Source organism: Alkalihalobacillus trypoxylicola (assembly GCF_001590785.1).
Taxonomy (GTDB): domain Bacteria; phylum Bacillota; class Bacilli; order Bacillales; family Bacillaceae_D; genus Alkalihalobacillus; species Alkalihalobacillus trypoxylicola.
This window is the reverse complement of the sequence record NZ_LTAO01000012.1, coordinates 730617-748521: the sequence shown is the minus strand read 5'-3', so window position 1 is coordinate 748521 and position 17905 is coordinate 730617. Positions and strand designations below refer to the sequence as shown.

The window sequence follows — 17905 nt, the reverse complement described above, 5'->3', positions numbered from 1 at the left end:
TTAATTAATTCTCCTGAAGGTATTTATAAATAAAGGGAGACATTTAGCATCATATTGTATCGCCTCTTCAAGGCTTGAAGGGATTGTAATCGGCTTGAGCTTTGTATAAATTTTACCAAAATCACTTTCTTTACTCAATAATCCTACCTCACAAAGCCAGTCCAAATAAAAAATTAACATCTTTTTAATTAGTGGCTTCTCTTCAAACCTGATCAAAAGACGATTGGAATGAATAAAGGTTAACAACCATTGGTAAAAAAAAGTAAACGATATAGATTTAAACAGAGGTTGATACTCAAGGCAATTTAACAGAAAAAAAGTTTGCCAAATGAGGGGTGAACATTCTAATTGATAATGATAAGGAGTCGGCCATCCAGCTTCCAGTGGAAATAAGGAGAGGGGAACTTTTCTTTGATATAATAGGTGGTAATAATTTTTCATAAGTAGGTTTCGTTGATTTAATGGTAAGTGTTTACGCCATTGTTTTCTAATGGTTAACCAATTTTTTAGTGGAACTTGAGATATAGGTGATTGAAATAAAAGGGAGTAGGTCACTTCTTTGTAGGGGTAGACTTTCAAATTAGCTAAAGCTTTTTTTGAGGAATAAGATATGATGTTTTGCAGTAATGCCCACTTCTTAGCTTCTGGACAATAATAAATTAATTGTAACTTTATTCCTGATTCTATCATCATTTCCCATTCTATTGACTCAACATGATAAGTATCAGACGTTTTCCTTCTTAATCGGTTGGCGCCAAGTATCCAAATTGGAGTTATTCCTATTTGCTTATAGCCCCTATTTCTTTTTTGAATATTAGCTAATGGTACGGACGAACATTGAAACTCAATCGCAAAAAGTTTAGAATCTTTTTTTAATAAAATATCCGGTCTTTGGTTTATAATGGGCAGGTAAACTTCTAGCGCTGCCTGATATCCCTGATTTTTTAACCAATGATAAATATCTATCTTCCCTTGTAAATGATAATTTGATTCGCTTTCTAGGTGTAATTTACAATTTTCCTCTTTTTTATGAGCAAAATGCCATATTTTTTTACTTCCCAGCTTTAATATGACTGTTTTTCGACATATAGGACAGGTGAAGTCTACCCTTCCTCTTAAAGCTTGGAGCTCCTTCAGCTTCCATTGATCGAGCATTGATATTTTTGTTTCATTAGGTAAATACGCCGTTAGCAATTTTATAAAACCTCCCATCTATTCATTTACTCCTTTTTATTCGATAAAAATTATTTTTTTCCTTTTTAAAACGAACAAAAAAGCTAGCTACCAGCTGAATGCTAGTAACTAACTTTATTTTATTAGATGAAGATTACTTTAATCTTTTTACTTCATAGGAAATGACTGCTTTAGTTTAGACAATGCTTTTTCAGACATAATTTCTTTTCCATATTCTAAAATACGATGAATCGAAATATCTGATTCATACCCGAACTCAAGCATCTGACTTAACATATCATCCTGTTCATCTTCAGAGAAACGCTCGTAATGAAATAAGGTGTGAAGGTAATAAGTTCCCTCAAAGTAATATAAGTCATTCTCAACTTCTTCATTTTCAAAGCTGTGACTCAATGAAATGACATCCTCTATATCTGAGAAACCAAGAATTAACTCAATATATTCTGGGTCATCCACTTCATGAATAGCGTCTTCATCCTCAGCACTGTTGAGGTCCTCTTCCTCTTGAGTGACAGGTATTTCAAGCTTTACATGCCCATCTGAAATTTGTCCTCTTGTCACTACGATTTCTAAACCTTTATCTAATGCATGAACTTGAATCCATAATGGTCCGTCCAATACAAATTCGTCACGCTCATTTACTTCATTCATCATTTCAAAGAAGAGCTCTTCGCCACGCTCTCGATTATACCAAATTTCTTCGCGATCAAATCCTCTGTCTTCCATGTCCGCATAAGTAATATAAAATTTAATTGTTGAATCATTCACGCGCTCAATATCCATGCTCGCTCCCCCTCCTATCAATTAGGTCATTCAAACGCTAACGGTATGCAAATGAATTGTGTTTAATTCGCTATACCCTTTTTTTAGGTTTCATACTCTGTAAATTTCTTTCTACTATCATTTTATGATAAAACGACTACTAAAGAAAAGCAAATCAATTCAATTAATTACATTAATTAAAAAGATATTATAAGTATTGTTATCATATTCTGCTGAAAGTTTCAATATATGTTTATTATAGACAAGCTTAAATAGCTATTATTTCGTTTAGAAATATTCTATTTGGAAAAACTTGATAAAAAAGGAATGAGAAAAAAATGGATTTAGAGTTCATACTTTCTGTACTAACCATCATAGGCGTAGATATCGTTTTAGGTGGAGATAACGCTATCGTCGTTGCCTTAGCATGCCGTAATCTTCCTAAAGAGTTAAGAAATAAGGCTATGGTACTCGGAATTCTTCTTGCTATTATAATTCGAATGGGATTAACAGTCGTTGCTGTTCACTTGCTTTCTATTCCTTTTTTATTGGCAATAGGTGGTGGTCTACTCACGTTTATCGCCTTTCAACTATTATTGAATTCTCATGATGATCCCAAAATTAAAGGTTCTACCTCACTTTTAGCAGCCATCAAAATCATTATATTTGCCGATTGTATAATGGGTTTCGATAATGTAATAGCCGTTGCAGGAGCAGCGCATGGAAATACTTTATTAGTCATTATTGGACTTTTGGTTTCTGTGCCCATCATTTTGTGGGGAAGTAAGCTTATTTTAAAAGCATTTGATGTTTACCCACAAATTATATATGTCGGCGCTGGTATATTAGCCTTTACTGCCTCTAAAATGATTATTCATGAGCCTATGCTAGCTCCACTTTTTATTCATGCACCTACCTTTAAATTAGTATTCCAAATTTCGTTAATAATTGGAGTTCTTATAGGTGGATGGATTATTAAAAGTCGACAAGAAATTTCTGTTTAAATGTTTAAAAGCCCTCCGTTTGGATGGCTTTATCTTGTAGTCAGAAGTTCGTATATTGCTCATAATTGCTCTATACGAACTTTGACTTATTATTCATATATATTATTAATCATACCCATACTTTGTGCTTTTTTTACATCATTAATTAACCAGCTTTTGAGCTTCTTGTAAGTGAAAAGTTCTAACTTTTCTAGGTAAGAAACGACGAATTTCAGCCTCATTGTAACCTACTTGAAGGCGCTTTTCATCAAAAATGATTGGTCTTCTAAGTAATCCTGGATTATCACTAATAATTTGAAATAATGTTTGTAAAGGTAGTGATTCCACTTCAACATCTAAATCTTGGAAAACTTTTGAGCGAGTTGATATAATTTCATCGGTTCCATCCTCTGTCATTCTTACAATTTGCTTAACTTCTTTAACGGACAATGGTGCTGAAAAAATGTTACGCTCCTCAAAAGGGATTTGATTCTCTTCTAGCCATGCTTTTGCTTTTCTACAAGAAGTACAGCTTGGCGATGTAAGTAGTGTGACCATAATATGGACCTCTCCTTCCAAAAATGAGATCTATCTTAATAATACTAATCATTTAATAAATGTAGATAAATATACGATAAAAGAATATCATCACATGATTTCTATATGGTTTTTACCCTTTATCATAATACTATAAACCTATTATACTAAAAATATGTTTCTAAACATATATGTTTAGAAAGTTTTTTTTATTATGTAAGGATTTACTTAATTCAGCCACATTTTTTTCATATTTCATCCACTTTTTTTGATAAACTATTGTTAGTTAAGAAAAAAAGTGAAATGGAAAATCCATTTCACTCCTCGAATAATAAGAAGCCGGTTTATAAACCTCTTATTATCTAATCCATTTCATCATGCATATCTTATAATGAAAACCGAACAATTTGGTTTTTGATTTCCACTTTAGGTAGATGCTTTCCCAAGGGCTTGTTTTCAGCTAACTCCGACTACGCAGAGCTTCGTCAGAGTGGATCTTCAAACGGCGCTCATCCTTTGGGAGTCACTACCTACCGTTTCAATCAACGAGTAAATTCAAAATCATTCAAGACATATTTTTTAATAAGCGTTCGGTTTCATTCACTTTAGAGCAATGATGAAATTCACTCATCTATATAGTTTTAAGCGATCGTTTTATTAAATGATGGTCTCGCTTGATTATTTCCTTTAACTTTTAATCCTTTGAGATTTTTCTTCAAAAGTTCTTTAATGACTTGGTTTTTTTCCTTTTTTTTCTTATCTTTTTTCCTCATGGACAAAACACCTCCACCTATACTTTAATCTATGATGGTGTTACTTGATCCGATGCTTGTTTTTTCTTTTTTTCTTCAAAGGTTAATACTTCATCTACTGACTCATAAGCTGTCCCATAAATAAGCTCATCCTTATACGTATGGATCATTTCATAGGTTTGCTTCATTTGGTCATAAATCACTTTTTCAGATTCATTATCGGGAGCCCAATATAAAATTTCAAGTTCATTTACTTCATTTGTTGCCAGAGAGCGCCTTTTATAACCAATAGATTTTGCATGAGTGAAACCTTCACGATTATAAAAATTTTGTCTCTTTTCCGTATCTGTATCTGAATAATCGACAGGCTCAACTTCTAAGATGATAGGCTTTTTTTTTGATTTAAGCTGATTTAACAGCTTTTTTCCTAACCCTTGTCCTCTAGCCTCCTTTGAAACGAATAAATAATCAACAAATATAAAATCATCCGTTTCTACATACATCATAACATGATTTTGTCCTTCATCTTTATAATAAATTTCTGCCTTTTCCTTTAATAATAAATCTAAATGTTCTTTCGATTTCATTTCCTCAATGGGGAAATATTGATTTAATTTCTCATACCAATTCATATTCTTAGCCTCCGATATCTTTTCATGCTGCTTTTAATTCCTTTTTTTATTGGAGTATAAACCTCTATTTTAGAGTGTTATGGCTTGTAGTTAACGCCTTCTGTATAAGAATTCCCTGCATTCCATAGCAAAAATTCACTAATGCCTTGTTCATTTAATGCTCTTATTTGAGCTTCTACCTCTTCTACCCCATAAGGAATATAATTCCCCTGCCCTAACCAACTTGCTGTAAAGTCTTGAATCCAAGGTCTTGAAATCGGCGGATTGTCTAAAGCACCTAGCACTTCATTTTCAACCTTTGCATATTCTTTTGTTAATTCATAAGGGTACAAATCTGGCTTATCAATATTAAAATAAGGGGTCCAATGACTCGGATAAATCATCGATGAAATGACATCTACATTTTCGGATATTTTCGAGAAGTTTTGTCCTATACCTGGTGCCTCTTTAATCGTAGCAGCATATCCAAAAATATCGACCGAAACGTCCACATCATATTTGGCTAATTCTTCTCTAGAAAAAGCAACAAAATCAGTAACAGCTTGTACTCTTTTTTGGATTTGATCTCCATCCCCACCTGAGTAGTCTCCTACATCGTAACGGAGTTCTTCATCTCTTCTTTCAAAGCCTTCTGGGAAACGAACATAATCAAACTGTATTTCCTTAAACCCTAATTCTGCCGCTTTTTTAGCAATATCAACATTGTATTCCCATACTTCTTTTAGAAATGGATTAACAAAAGCTTCATTTCGGTTATTCTTCCATACCTTATCATCTTCTAAAAAGGACCACTCAGGCTTCTTCTCGGCTAATTCGGTGTCTTTGAATACGACAATTCTGGCAATTGGATAAATATTTTCTTCTTCCAGCCTTTTCATTAACCCTTCTATATCCCCAATATAGTTTTTAGATATATCATAATAGGGAGAATCCTCCTCAGGACGATACGTTAAATAACCATGATCCTCTTTAATATCAATAACCATTGCGTTTAAATCAGTTGTTGAAACTAAATTCACTAATGAATCAAACCTTTGACCACCAGCTGAATTACCTGTCACATAAATCCCTCTAACACCATCCTCTGGATATGGAATATCTAAGCTTGTGTGTGTAGTAAATCTCACTAGCGATTCTGGTAGCTGTAAGGCTTCTTTACTATTTTGTTTCTGTGGATGTTCTTTTACATTTGATAAATCAGACTGTGCATCCGCAGAAATGGACATTATTAAAACAACTAATAGACAAAAAGGTATTAGTATATAACATTTTTTCCCCACAATTATCACTGCCTTTTTTAACACATTTTTTATTCATTTTAGTGTGTCTCTTAATCCTCATCTTTAGCATCCCAATCTTCTGGTAATTCTTCTTCTAATTCTAGCTTCAATTGTTTTCTTTTCAGGTCAAGCTGTTCTTTATGCCAAGAAAATTGAGTTTTATTAAAAAGGTATTGTTGTCCATCGTAAACGGCTTGAATTTTCCCGTTATGAACTCTTTCAAATAAATATCTCTCGCTCACCCCTAAATAATCTGCTAATTCTCCAATCGTTATGTACAACGACTCCCCCCTCCTCTACGTAAATAAAATGGTTGAACATTTATGTATGTGAATCAATTTCATCATTCCTATCTTATAATGAAAACCAAACGATTAGGTGTTTGATTTCCACTTTAGGTAGATGCTTTCCCAAGGGCTTGTCTTCAGCTAACTCCGACTACGCAAGGCTTCGTCAGAGTGGATCTTCAAACGGCGCTCATCCTTTGGGAGTCACTACCTACCGTTACAATCACCGAGTGTATTCACAACGATTCAACACATTTTTTATATTGAATGGTTGGTTTCACTTAATGTTGAGATTCACTCATCTAAAAACAAATCCTAAATCAAAAAGATTGATTTAGGATGTCATCTAGCGGGTAAAACATATAATAGGATAGCAAAGAAATGTGTAACACTTCCAGCTAATACAAACAAATGCCATATTGCATGATGGTATTTAAAGCCGCGCCACAAATAAAAAATCGTCCCTATTGTATAGCACAGGCCTCCAGAAACTAATAATACGATACCAGGAAAAGGCAGGTACGATAAGATCGGTTGAAAAGCAAAAACGACCATCCATCCCATCACGATATAAAAAAATGTAGACACAAATAAAAATTTTTTTACAAAAAACACTTTAAAAATGATTCCTGCAATAGCTAATCCCCAGACGATTCCAAACAGCGCCCAGCCAAGTGTACCTTGAACGATTACTAAAGTGATAGGTGTATAGGTTCCTGCTATAAATAAGTAAATGGCCGCATGATCTAATATTTCAAAAACATCTTTTCCCTTTCCTCTGGGCAAACTATGCAGTAGTGTTGATGATAGGTAAAGAAGTAGCATCGTCACACCATAAATGGAAAAACTTACGATATGCCAGGCAGAGCCATAAAGACTTGAATAAATAATTAGCAATACTAACGCTGCTACACTTAAAACCGCTCCAATTCCATGTGTAATGGCATTAGCTATTTCTTCTGATTTCGAGAAGGTATGTGTTGTTGCCAAAAGCTCACCTCATTTTCCTTTGAGTATTCTTAGTATAACAGAGAACATTGATTAGAAGAAAGTCACCTACAGGTTAATTTAAAAATGGGATCTTTTAATAGTTGCATCCATTATAGGATCTCTATATAATAGAAAAAATATAATTTTTTACTGTTAGAAAATTAAACCAATTAAAAAAGAGAAAGGAGATTTCGCTTATGAGATATGTAACATTAATGGATATTTATCATCATCATATTACCCAAAAATATGTCAATCGGTCTGGTATGGCACATGCAATCTCATGCGCATATCATGCCTTTCATTTATCTGGAAAACATAAGGTGAATCCTGATCTAGCCACAAAGGCTGCATTACTTCACGACATTGGCCATTATACTTGGTATAGAGATGGTGAATGGGACTTTAGTTTATATAAAGCAAACGATATCCATGCCATTAAAGGAGCTGAAAGGGCACATAAGCTTTTAATTCGTTTAGGTGAGCATCCCAAAAATGCGAAGGATATTTCCTTAGCTATTCTTCTGCATACAGATTCTTATTTACCAAAAGGGAATTTACAGCTTACTCCTTTACAGGAAGTTGTTCATTTAGCCGACCAAGCTGATGAAGAACCAGCAGGAAACCATCACTACCGAACCATCTCTCCATCTAAAGCTAAAAAAATGCTATCGACTCTTGACCAAATGGTTTCAGATAAAATGAATCGTAATCTTTTAGAAAAAGATTCTTCATAAAAAAACTGCCTTCAGTTTATACTGTAAAGGCAGTTTTTGTATATTAATGAATGGAAACTGACAAAACTCTTTCAATTAATTCCTTCGTTAATGGTCCATCTACCCTTTCGATAATCATCCCTTCTTCATCAAGTATAAATGTAGTCGGTATTCCAATAATCCGATATGTGTTCATGATATCTCCATCTACATCTAGAACCGGATCAAGTTCTGCTTTAAAATGGTTCAAGAAAGGAGTTATATCCTTCATACTATTTTCTTGACTTGTTAAGTTTATAGCTACAAATTCTATTTCATTCGCAGGTAAATGCTGAATAAGTCTAGAAATTAAAGGCATCTCCTCTTGACATGGGTAGCACCAGGTAGCAAAAAAATTCAAAATAACTTTTTTCCCTCTTAGTTTTTCTAATTCAAAGGACTCTCCATTTAATGTTTCACCAACTATATTCGGGGCAAAGTCTTCAATATTCACCCCTACTTTTTCTGCAGCAATCGTCTCTTCTACATGTGAAAATAAGTACTCAATTTGTGTATATAAAAAACTTACGATTAAAATCGTTCCTAACAAGAAAATCCTTTTTCTTTTCTGATTAAACATAGATAAACTCCCTTTTTTATTTAATTGCTGTTCAAAATTCTTTATAATGAAGAGTACTGAGGACAAGGAGGTTAATAAAAAAATGACCAAGATTCAAATATATCAAATCATTGCGCTTATCCCTTTAGTCATTACAATTATTTATTCTTACATAAATGATGTTGTAAACGCTTGGCTCATGTATCCGTTAATAATAATTAATTTTGTATTATGGATGCTACGTTTGGTAGAGCGTCGCAAAAAACGCGTTGCTGACCATAATGATGATAAATATGCTCCATAATTTCTTTTGAAGCATGAGGTTTTTTATATTTTTGAGCCGATCTTACTAAAGATTCTCGTTTGGATGAATCAGCGAGCATATCTCGAATGTAGTTAATTAAATCTTTTTGGTTTCTTGCGTATAAAGCAGCACCCCAATTTTCTAAGATTAACGCATTTTCTTCTTCGTGACCTGCTATTGGCCGATAAATAATTAAAGGAGTTCCCGAAGCTAAAGCTTCACTGAGAGTTAATCCCCCTGCTTTCGAAATCATTACATCACTACATTGGACAAATTCCAAGAAAGAATCCGTAAAATGGTGAATAATAATCTCATGCTTTGAAGACACCTTATTGATTTTTTGAACGATAGATTGATTAAATCCCACCATACATATAATGGTGACAGCAAAGGGTAAAGTTTGTAACAAAGAGATAATTTTTACAAAATCAAATAACCCTTCGCCACCACTTGCAATGAGAATAGTACGTTTATTTTCTGGAATTTGAAGCTTCTTCCGGATATCAAGTTGATTTTGCATGGAAAGCTTACTCGGAAAAGGAATTCCTGTATTAAAAATCATCGGTTTTATTTCTGTATCCATCATTATATTTAAATTTAACGTAGTAGCATCTACTGTAAAATAAGCATCAACATTTTTAATTAAATAAGCTCTATGGAAGGAAAAATCGGTAATAACACTAAATAGTGGAACCTTATTATTTGAAAACTCCTTCACTAAGCCTAATAACCAAGTAGAGATTGGATGTGTGGAAATAATAAAAGGAGGCTGCTTTTCATTTAGTAACTTCGCAAATGTTTTTACATAAGCGTTCAAAACTCTCTTTAACCAAAACTGAAAGCTATCCATTTCCACATATATTTTTTTCCAAACTTCTGGTCTTTTCTGAATCACCCATAGATAAGATCGCTTAATAAAGTTAGTAACAAACGGATGTGCTCCTTCAAAAACGTCGATAATTTCAGGGTGAAAGTGTTGATCTGTAAGCATTTGCTTTTGTAAAGATAGAGCCGCTTGATAATGTCCTTGTCCAATTGAAGCGGAAAAGATAAGTGGACGATTATTCATGTTTTTCCATCTCTCCTAAAAAGTAGTCTTGTTTTTAATATACAAGTTAGAAGGAAAATTATTCGCTAATTTTCATAATTGTCCTACAGTTGTTTACGTTTTAAATGGATTCCGTTAAGATAATAAGATAAATAAAGAGAAATATTACTTTTATAACATTCATTAAATAGAGATGATGTCAATTGGAAAGGAAGTACCCATATATGAAAACTGTTTTTTCAGGTATACAGCCAAGTGGAACACTAACATTAGGAAATTATTTAGGAGCCATGAAGAATTTTGTTGAGATGCAAAATGAGGCCAATTGCTATTTTTGTATTGTTGACCAACATGCGATTACGGTACCACAAGACCGTTTGACGCTAAGAGAAAACATACGCAGTTTAGCTGCTCTTTATCTAGCTGTTGGAATTAATCCAAATCAATCGACTTTATTTATCCAATCTGAAGTTCCTGCGCATGCACAATTAGGATGGCTGATGCAGTGTGTTGCTTACATTGGAGAATTAGAAAGAATGACTCAATTTAAAGATAAGTCAGAGGGCAAAGAAGCCGTTTCTGCTTCATTATTAACTTACCCACCATTAATGGCTGCGGATATACTTCTATATAAAACCGATATTGTCCCTGTCGGAGAGGATCAAAAGCAGCATTTAGAATTAACAAGAGATTTAGCCGAGCGCTTCAATAAAAAATTTAATGATATCTTCACTATTCCAGAAGTGAAAATCCCAAAGGTCGGCGCTAGAATTATGTCATTAAACGACCCTCACAAAAAAATGAGTAAATCCAACCCAAACCCTAAAAGCTTTATTTCTATGCTTGATGAACCGAATGTCATCCGTAAAAAGGTGAAAAGCGCAGTAACTGATACTGATGGTAAAATAAAATTTGACAGAGAGAATAAACCCGCAATCTCCAACTTATTAACGATTTATTCACTTTGTTCAAAGCTCTCTATTAAAGAAATAGAGAAACGTTATGAAGATAAGGGATATGGGGACTTCAAGCAAGAACTAGCTGAAGTAATCATTGAAGAATTAGAGCCTATCCAAAAGAAATATCATGAATTATTAAATTCTGATGAATTAGATTTAATCCTTGACCAAGGCGCTCAAAAAGCAGACTTTGTTGCTCAAAAAATGATCAAAAAAGCGGAAAATGCAATGGGACTTGGTCGAAAGCAACGAAGATAAAACGGTTATGATTCCAAACCAAATTAAAAACGGGTTCGCTTCTGAGCGATACCCGTTTTTTTTAATATCCACTATTTCTTCTCATTATTTTACCAACAAAAAATGATAATCCTACAGTTCCTACTAATAAAACAACCGTAAAAATTTGCATGACTAGACGAGCAAAACCATCCCAATTTTCCATGGACAGACTCCCCTCCTTTAAGCTTATTCTTGTCTATTATAGCAGATTTAAACCCTACAACAATGCTAAAAAATTTACTGTTCGTTATTTATAACATTATTTTCACATTTTATCTCTACTATATATTAATATAAGCCTCTGATTAAGTAAACCACTAGGGTTTTTGGGGAGATCATTAAATAGGAACCCAGTTTATTTAACACTTTCACCCTGTTCTAAATCCCATAATTTCTCAAAAAATGCTTGTCCTTTAACTAATGATTGACATAATTGGTGATGCCTATTACTCCAACCACTTTTTATATCCTGATACATATTTTCCATGACCTCTTCTTTAGACATTTTCTGAATGGAACGATAGGATTGAGGTGCCCATTCTGTAAACCAATAGCGAATTTCTGCATCATCACCACTTGTAAATAATTGATCTAAAGTCATATACAATATCTGTTTCATCTGACGCTCTTTTCTTGTTAAACCATTCATTTCATTTGGATGTGGTGATAGAAGATGAAATTCCTTCTCTTCGTAAGGTAACTCCATCTCGAAATATTCACAATGGTTTTGTTCCAATACTTCATAAACAAGCTGCTCCTGTCTCGGAGAAAGTCTGCTTTTTCGTATGGGGGTTTTATAACCCATTGTATCTACTGCAATGATTCGGTTTCCATCCGTAGCAATAAAGCAATAATCTAATTGGATCCTTGTCATATTTTTTCTTAAATAGCTTTGATTATGAACGGCTTTTAATAAATATTCAGGTAAATCTGCTAAATCATTTTCAATGTAATGAAACAATGCCTCTGTCACTTTTATGACAATAACCTGATCTAAAACCTCTACCCGGTCCTCACTACGCCACTCATAAAAAGGACAAACATTATAACCATTTTCTTCTCCCTCAAACCAATTTACCCAAACATCTCTCATTTGGACCATTGATACTCCTCCTAACATAGAAAAGAATTGTACCTTAAGTATGGTCAATAGTTAACCAATTTATTCCACATCGTTACTCTAAATTGAATTCGTTATGACTATATGAAAAGCACTTACCAACCCGAAAGCTCATAAAGGGTATTGGAAGAAAGCTTTAACAGTTCCTTTGTTTTTATTTTTTCTTTTTTCACTACGGATTGAATTAAATAATATCCAACAGCATAACCAATCATTTCGGGAATTTGCTTCGTTCTATCTCCAAATAATAATTCATGATAACTCTTTCTACCTTGCATCAACAAATTTGGTTGAATCAAACGTTCAAACCACCCTCTACAAAACTCTTCATTATATCGTGTCATCCAATTGGCTACATGTTCCGTACCTACCTCTTCTTTTACTGCTGCTTCTGCTAATCCTTCCATGACGATTGACTCAAGTAGTGTGATTTTTTCCTCTGTTTCGTTCGTGAGAGCTAATCTGCAAACATGATGATATTCATGGGTCATTAATGATTGAATCCCTCTCTCATCAATTAATGGTTCGATAAATAAACAAATGAAATCGCTAAAGGAAACTCCCATTTTATTTTCATCAACATGCTTTTTTTGATTTGAGGAAATCAGTGGAAAGATATAAATAGGAACATCTGGTCCATTCCACTCTTTTAAAAGTCTTTGATAATACGTTTCTGTTGATTCTAGAATTTTATTTTCAATAAATTGGGTGACTAGGTCATCCACCTGTAAATCTGGCTTCGGTAAACCTAAGTCCATAAAATAGGAATGAATTTCCTCTACCTTCATAGAGAATCGCTTTTCTAATGGTTGTATTAAAATTTGTCTTTGCCAGTCAAGCTTCTGCTTCTTATCTTTTTTTTCATGCCAATATTTAAGATAATAACAAAGCCATCTCTCCGTATTTATAACACCCATTCGTTAAACGACCTCCTTTTAACTAAATATATGTGAACTGCATTAAAATCATTTCAGCTTTGAATTTGTTTTTTTCTTTTGTTTGTAACTTTTACCGCTACAATCTCCTTCGTACATACTTTGATGACAGAGTGATTGAAATGGCTATATTGAATAAGAGTTACCTCATCGTCTGCTTCTTGAATAAAATATCCAGAAAGTGTGCTTGAGGCTTTTAAATAAACGGTTACAAAACTATTTCTAGCTACTCGGCGGAACAAACGTTTACTTTTTATATTTGTTCTCTCTGAATCATCACTTTCACATTCTGATGTGCTGACTCCCCACATCAATTGATTCCAGTCCATCTAGATGACACACTCCTTTTTGAAGCTGTTTTTTATATCTTATGCTACTCTACTTTTTTCGTATGGTCTCTTTCCTTAAAAACGACCTTAATCCCTCTCATGAAATATCAACGTATTAGCATGATTTAGAAAATAGGAAATGATCGTTACCATTCGATCATTTGTCGATCTACATGTATAATAGGCTTAGTATGAATTTATCGAAATGAGAATGAGTATAAGATTTGAGGGTGAAGAGAAATGACACGGATTGCAAATACGACAATGAAAGAAGCCATGAAGGTTCTAAAGGAGACAAGTCGAACTTTTTTTATTCCAATCACTTACCTACCTAAAGAGTTAAAGGAGGGAGTAGCCACTGCATACTTGGCCATGAGAGCCATTGATGAGATCGAGGATGATACGGAGTTAGATAGTCAAGATAAAATTCTTCTATTAAAATCGATTGAAAACTTACTGAAGGAACACGGGAATAATAGTGATACTCTTGAGAGGGAGTTAACCCAATTATTCCAGCCCTACAACGATAGACTACCTCACGTTACCTTGGCTTTAGCTTGCTGGATTCATCTTACTCCAGACTCTGTAGTCGATAAAGTCATTGAATATACGGCTACGATGGCTGGTGGAATGGCTTCATGGGTAGAAAAGGAATGGGTCATTAACACTGAAGCTGATTTAGATGACTATACATACTACGTAGCTGGAATTGTTGGGCTTTTATTGAATGAACTTTGGGATTGGTTCGAGGATATAAAAGCAGATGAGGAATTGGCTGTTTCCTTTGGGAGAGGCTTACAGGCTGTAAATATGATTAGAAATCGAGCGGAGGATATCGAAAGAGGCATTGATTTCTTTCCAAATGGTTGGGAAATGAATGATATGATGAATTATGCCTATTCGAACCTTGAAAAAGCAGAAAGCTATTTGGCATCGATACCATCTGGTAAAATCCATGCTTTTTGCAACATTCCATTAAAATTGGCGATCGGTACCATTGAAGCGATTGAACAGAATAAAACAAAGCTTAGCCGCACAAAAGTAGCCTATCTTGTTCAAAAAGCAGTAAAAGAATCGCATTTTTCTTCATGAGCAAAAAAAAGAAACACCATAGAGGTGTTTCTTTTATTTTTTATTATTTGTCATGACATTTACATTTGTCATCATCTCTATGACATCTTTGATCATCGTTACTGTGGCTTACTTCTACAGCAATAATATCATCACAACAAATTGTAATAACAGAATGACACTTATCATTAAAGTTAAATAATGTTGCTTCGTTTCCATTTGCTTCAATAAAAAATCCTTTAACTGGTTTAGAAGCTTTTAAGAAAACTTTAACAAATTGATTTCTTGAAACATGTCTAAAGAAAGTTTCACAGTTACAGCCATTATTGTAATCTGAAGCTCCTCTAGTTTCATAGTTGTTATAGTTGTTGTATCCAAACATTTTCTTCACTCCTTTCTATCTTTACGTTATATTATTCAACACTTAAAGCTAATGTTTGGTCACTTGAAGCAAGACTTTCACACATTTTTAGTGATGTTTTTTGTGATCGTGACAACGATTATCATTATTCGCATGACTTACTTCAACAGCCACAATGTCATCACAACAAATTGTTATGACCGAATGACATCTCTCATTAAAATCAAATAATGTTGCTTCATTTCCATTGGCTTCAATAAAAAATCCATCTACGTGCTTAGATGCTTTAAGAAAAACTCTAACAAATTGATTTTTAGAAACATGTCTAAAAAACGTATCACAATCACAATTCCCTCTATTGCTTCCTCTATTACCTCCGTAAGAATTACATCTACCATAGTTTGAACAACTCATTTTAATTCCTCCTTTCCAGTGATAGTACATCCTATGCAACTCTATTTTTTTTGCATAGACGAATCTATTAGTAACAAATTCATCAATTTAGTAGCTTAAAAGGAAAAGTATTTTTAAAACGATAAAAAAGCCCCTTGGAGAATGCTCCAAGAGACTGTAGAATATTTGACATCTTTCCTCACATTACTTCATAAATTCCATTGACCAGCTAAAGTAATCATTTTCTTTATTTTTTTGATAGCTTAAATAAGCATTAAATTTTTTCCCATTTTTACTCGTTAACCCTTTAACTAATACTTTCCCATTTTTTAATAAGCTTTTTACCATTGTTTTGCTAGGTTTTTTCTTCATGGAGAGTAAATATTTATCATTTTTCCAAATGACAAACTTACAGCCTTGCTTCCAATTACTGCAGCCAAAACCCTTTACTCCTTCTATAACTGGATGACCACAGTTTGGGCATTTTCCTAAATTCTCCTGCTTTTTTCTATCCATTTGTACCGTTTCATGGATAGTAACCTCTTCCCCATTTTTTATTTGATTCACTGACTTCTCTGTAAAATCATAAATAAACGAAAGAAAATCGTGCTTACGAACTTTTTCTTTTTCTATATCAGCTAGTGCCTTTTCTAATTTCCCGGTGAAATTCAAATTAAAAAGTGACTGGATGGGAAACGTTTCTACTAACTTTTTGCCTAGCTCTGTACAAAATAAACTCTTTTTATCTATTTTAATATAACCTATTTCTCTTAATTTCTTAATCGTATCTGCTCTCGTTGCAGCTGTTCCAATACTAAATCCAGAAAGAATTTCTTCCTCATTGACAGCTGAGCTTTTTCTGCCACAAGTTTGCATCATATTTAATAATGATTTTTCACTATGAGGTTTAGGTGGCTCTGTATCATGCTCGGTTATTTGACTGCTTTTGACCATAACCTGCTCTTTTTTTTGTAAATCAGGCAGGAAGTATTCTTTGCTTTTTATTTGTTCGACCTTCTTCCAACCTTTTACTAATTCTCTTCTTCCCTTTGATAAAAAAGTCCCTAACATCTCAGGGATCAGTATTTTCGTTTCAATCACGTTTTCTTCATATTGAGAAATAGGCATAAATTGCATAATAAACCGATTTTTAATAGCTTGATAGACTTTATCCTCATCATTCGTCAACTTTTTAGGAACGATATATGTAGGAATAATCGCGCTATGACTTTCTACCTTCTGATTATTAAATATCCTTTTTGAACGTGAGAACCTAACTTCTTCTTCATAGTCTAAGCCCTGTTTTACTTTATTTAAGACGTCTTCCGTTTTTCTCATTAAACTTTCATCTAAAGCTATACTTGATGTTCTAGGATAGGTAATATATTTTTTTTCATATAAAGACTGGGCTACTTTAAGCACTTTATCAGAAGTCCAACCGTTGTATTTACTCGTTATATAACCTTGAAGATTAGATAAATTAAACAAAAAAGGCGGAAATTCTTTTTTGACAGACGTTTCTACGTTTACAACCTCTGCAGCCTGACCGACGATTTGTTCCTTCCATTTATGTAAAAGCTCTTTATCTTTAAAAGAGCTTTTCTTGTCAAACTGATAAATACCCGTATAAGCTTCGCCACTTTTAGACTTAAAATCAGCTTCTAAACGGTAGAAGCGTTCTGATTTAAACTGAGCGATTTCCTGATCACGATCATAAATAATTTTTAAAGTAGGCAATAAAACTCTACCAATATTTAATGCCTTTCCTTTCCCTTTTTGGTATTTTAAAGTTGCTACTGATGTTAAATTTATTCCAATGAGCCAGTCAGCCCATTGTCGACTTACTCCAGCATCTTGTAGAGGCTTTAATTGTTCATTCGGCTTTAATTGTTGGAGACCATTCATGATTTCCTTAGGTGTCCACTCATTAAGAAGTAGTCTTTCTACTGGTTTCTTTGTTTGATTATTATAGATAATACTGTCCCCTATAATTTGCCCTTCACGATCAAAATCACAGGCAGAGATAATTCCTATAACATCCTTTCGATTCATTAATCGTTTAATCGTACTCATTTGCTTTTTTGCTCCACTATCACTTTTCTGTTTATTTCTTATATTGGACTTTATTTTATATTCGAATTTATCTGGGATAAAAGGGAAGTTTTCCATTTTCCATGTTCTCATCTTAGGATGATAATCCTTGGCATCATATAGTTGTAATAAATGACCAAATGCCCATGTAATAATATAGCCGTTCCCTTCAAAATATCCATCTTTTTTTGTTCTAATCTTTAGTGCATCCGCTATATTTTTAGCAACGGATGGCTTTTCTGTTAAAATTAATTTCATTATGTATTCCTCCGTTCAACTTGATC

Annotated in this window: 21 protein-coding genes; 4 read left to right on the top strand and 17 right to left on the bottom strand. The window is 33.6% G+C overall.

The genetic code is table 11. The annotated features are described in order from the left end of the window. Together AZF04_RS10675 and mecA are read right to left on the bottom strand one after the other, a co-directional pair. Entirely contained in the window at positions 1-1212 is a 1212-nt protein-coding gene (locus tag AZF04_RS10675; protein ID WP_061948674.1) for a competence protein CoiA, read from the bottom strand. A gap of 129 nt (positions 1213-1341) precedes the next feature. Continuing rightward, the gene (gene mecA / locus AZF04_RS10670; protein ID WP_061948673.1) at positions 1342-1977 is read right to left on the bottom strand and encodes an adaptor protein MecA; all 636 of its coding nucleotides are present in this window, start codon (positions 1975-1977) and stop codon (positions 1342-1344) included. Positions 1978-2294: 317 nt separating this feature from the next. Between mecA and AZF04_RS10665 the strand changes: the two genes are divergently transcribed. Continuing rightward, on the top strand, positions 2295-2960 hold the full coding sequence (locus AZF04_RS10665) for a TerC family protein (RefSeq protein WP_061948672.1): 666 nt from the start codon (positions 2295-2297) through the stop codon (positions 2958-2960). Between the two features lie 141 nt (positions 2961-3101). On the opposite strand, the gene spxA is transcribed toward AZF04_RS10665, so the two are convergent. The 6 genes from spxA to trhA all read right to left on the bottom strand — a co-directional run bounded on the left by spxA (position 3102) and on the right by trhA (position 7417). Further along, a complete protein-coding gene (spxA, locus tag AZF04_RS10660) occupies positions 3102-3497 on the bottom strand; it encodes a transcriptional regulator SpxA (protein ID WP_045488787.1) in 396 nt (131 codons plus the stop codon). 620 nt (positions 3498-4117) lie between these two features. Beyond that, positions 4118-4249: a hypothetical protein gene (locus AZF04_RS21780; RefSeq protein ID WP_268753419.1), complete on the bottom strand. Its 132-nt coding sequence runs from the start codon at positions 4247-4249 to the stop codon at positions 4118-4120. 29 nt (positions 4250-4278) lie between these two features. Then, on the bottom strand, positions 4279-4860 hold the full coding sequence (locus tag AZF04_RS10655; protein ID WP_045488790.1) for a GNAT family N-acetyltransferase: 582 nt from the start codon (positions 4858-4860) through the stop codon (positions 4279-4281). Positions 4861-4937: 77 nt separating this feature from the next. After that, positions 4938-6086: a putative glycoside hydrolase gene (locus AZF04_RS10650; RefSeq protein ID WP_082795321.1), complete on the bottom strand. Its 1149-nt coding sequence runs from the start codon at positions 6084-6086 to the stop codon at positions 4938-4940. Positions 6087-6190: 104 nt separating this feature from the next. Then, positions 6191-6421: an excisionase family DNA-binding protein gene (locus AZF04_RS10645; RefSeq protein ID WP_061948671.1), complete on the bottom strand. Its 231-nt coding sequence runs from the start codon at positions 6419-6421 to the stop codon at positions 6191-6193. Positions 6422-6769: 348 nt separating this feature from the next. Further along, positions 6770-7417: a PAQR family membrane homeostasis protein TrhA gene (gene trhA, locus AZF04_RS10640; RefSeq protein WP_045488795.1), complete on the bottom strand. Its 648-nt coding sequence runs from the start codon at positions 7415-7417 to the stop codon at positions 6770-6772. Positions 7418-7614: 197 nt separating this feature from the next. Between trhA and AZF04_RS10635 the strand changes: the two genes are divergently transcribed. Further along, positions 7615-8154, top strand: coding sequence for an HD domain-containing protein (locus AZF04_RS10635; RefSeq protein WP_045488798.1), 540 nt, complete (start codon positions 7615-7617; stop codon positions 8152-8154). Between the two features lie 43 nt (positions 8155-8197). On the opposite strand, the gene AZF04_RS10630 is transcribed toward AZF04_RS10635, so the two are convergent. Together AZF04_RS10630 and AZF04_RS10625 are read right to left on the bottom strand one after the other, a co-directional pair. Next, positions 8198-8752, bottom strand: coding sequence for a TlpA disulfide reductase family protein (locus tag AZF04_RS10630; protein ID WP_061948670.1), 555 nt, complete (start codon positions 8750-8752; stop codon positions 8198-8200). A gap of 197 nt (positions 8753-8949) precedes the next feature. Continuing rightward, a complete protein-coding gene (locus tag AZF04_RS10625) occupies positions 8950-10104 on the bottom strand; it encodes an MGDG synthase family glycosyltransferase (protein ID WP_061948669.1) in 1155 nt (384 codons plus the stop codon). Positions 10105-10307: 203 nt separating this feature from the next. On the opposite strand from AZF04_RS10625, the gene trpS reads away from it, so the two are divergent. Continuing rightward, entirely contained in the window at positions 10308-11300 is a 993-nt protein-coding gene (gene trpS, locus AZF04_RS10620; protein WP_061948668.1) for a tryptophan--tRNA ligase, read from the top strand. 61 nt (positions 11301-11361) lie between these two features. On the opposite strand, the gene AZF04_RS21775 is transcribed toward trpS, so the two are convergent. From AZF04_RS21775 to AZF04_RS10605, 4 genes are all read right to left on the bottom strand, one after another. Next, entirely contained in the window at positions 11362-11484 is a 123-nt protein-coding gene (locus AZF04_RS21775; protein ID WP_268753418.1) for a hypothetical protein, read from the bottom strand. A 192-nt stretch (positions 11485-11676) separates the two neighbouring features. Next, positions 11677-12423 carry a YjbA family protein gene (locus AZF04_RS10615; protein WP_061948667.1) on the bottom strand — a complete coding sequence of 249 codons (747 nt, stop codon included), beginning with the start codon at positions 12421-12423 and terminating at the stop codon, positions 11677-11679. 113 nt (positions 12424-12536) lie between these two features. After that, positions 12537-13358 carry a DUF2268 domain-containing putative Zn-dependent protease gene (locus AZF04_RS10610; protein WP_061948666.1) on the bottom strand — a complete coding sequence of 274 codons (822 nt, stop codon included), beginning with the start codon at positions 13356-13358 and terminating at the stop codon, positions 12537-12539. Positions 13359-13411: 53 nt separating this feature from the next. Further along, complete coding sequence (locus AZF04_RS10605) at positions 13412-13705, bottom strand: hypothetical protein (RefSeq protein WP_061948665.1); 294 nt, start codon at positions 13703-13705, stop codon at positions 13412-13414. A gap of 240 nt (positions 13706-13945) precedes the next feature. Between AZF04_RS10605 and AZF04_RS10600 the strand changes: the two genes are divergently transcribed. Beyond that, a complete protein-coding gene (locus AZF04_RS10600; protein ID WP_061948664.1) occupies positions 13946-14797 on the top strand; it encodes a squalene/phytoene synthase family protein in 852 nt (283 codons plus the stop codon). Positions 14798-14840: 43 nt separating this feature from the next. Here AZF04_RS10600 and AZF04_RS10595 read toward each other — a convergent pair whose 3' ends face one another. From AZF04_RS10595 to AZF04_RS10585, 3 genes are all read right to left on the bottom strand, one after another. Next, the gene (locus tag AZF04_RS10595) at positions 14841-15158 is read right to left on the bottom strand and encodes a hypothetical protein (RefSeq protein WP_061948663.1); all 318 of its coding nucleotides are present in this window, start codon (positions 15156-15158) and stop codon (positions 14841-14843) included. A gap of 87 nt (positions 15159-15245) precedes the next feature. Next, positions 15246-15551, bottom strand: coding sequence for a hypothetical protein (locus AZF04_RS10590; protein WP_045488832.1), 306 nt, complete (start codon positions 15549-15551; stop codon positions 15246-15248). A gap of 183 nt (positions 15552-15734) precedes the next feature. Further along, positions 15735-17879 carry a type IA DNA topoisomerase gene (locus AZF04_RS10585; RefSeq protein WP_061948662.1) on the bottom strand — a complete coding sequence of 715 codons (2145 nt, stop codon included), beginning with the start codon at positions 17877-17879 and terminating at the stop codon, positions 15735-15737. Positions 17880-17905: the final 26 nt, after the last annotated feature.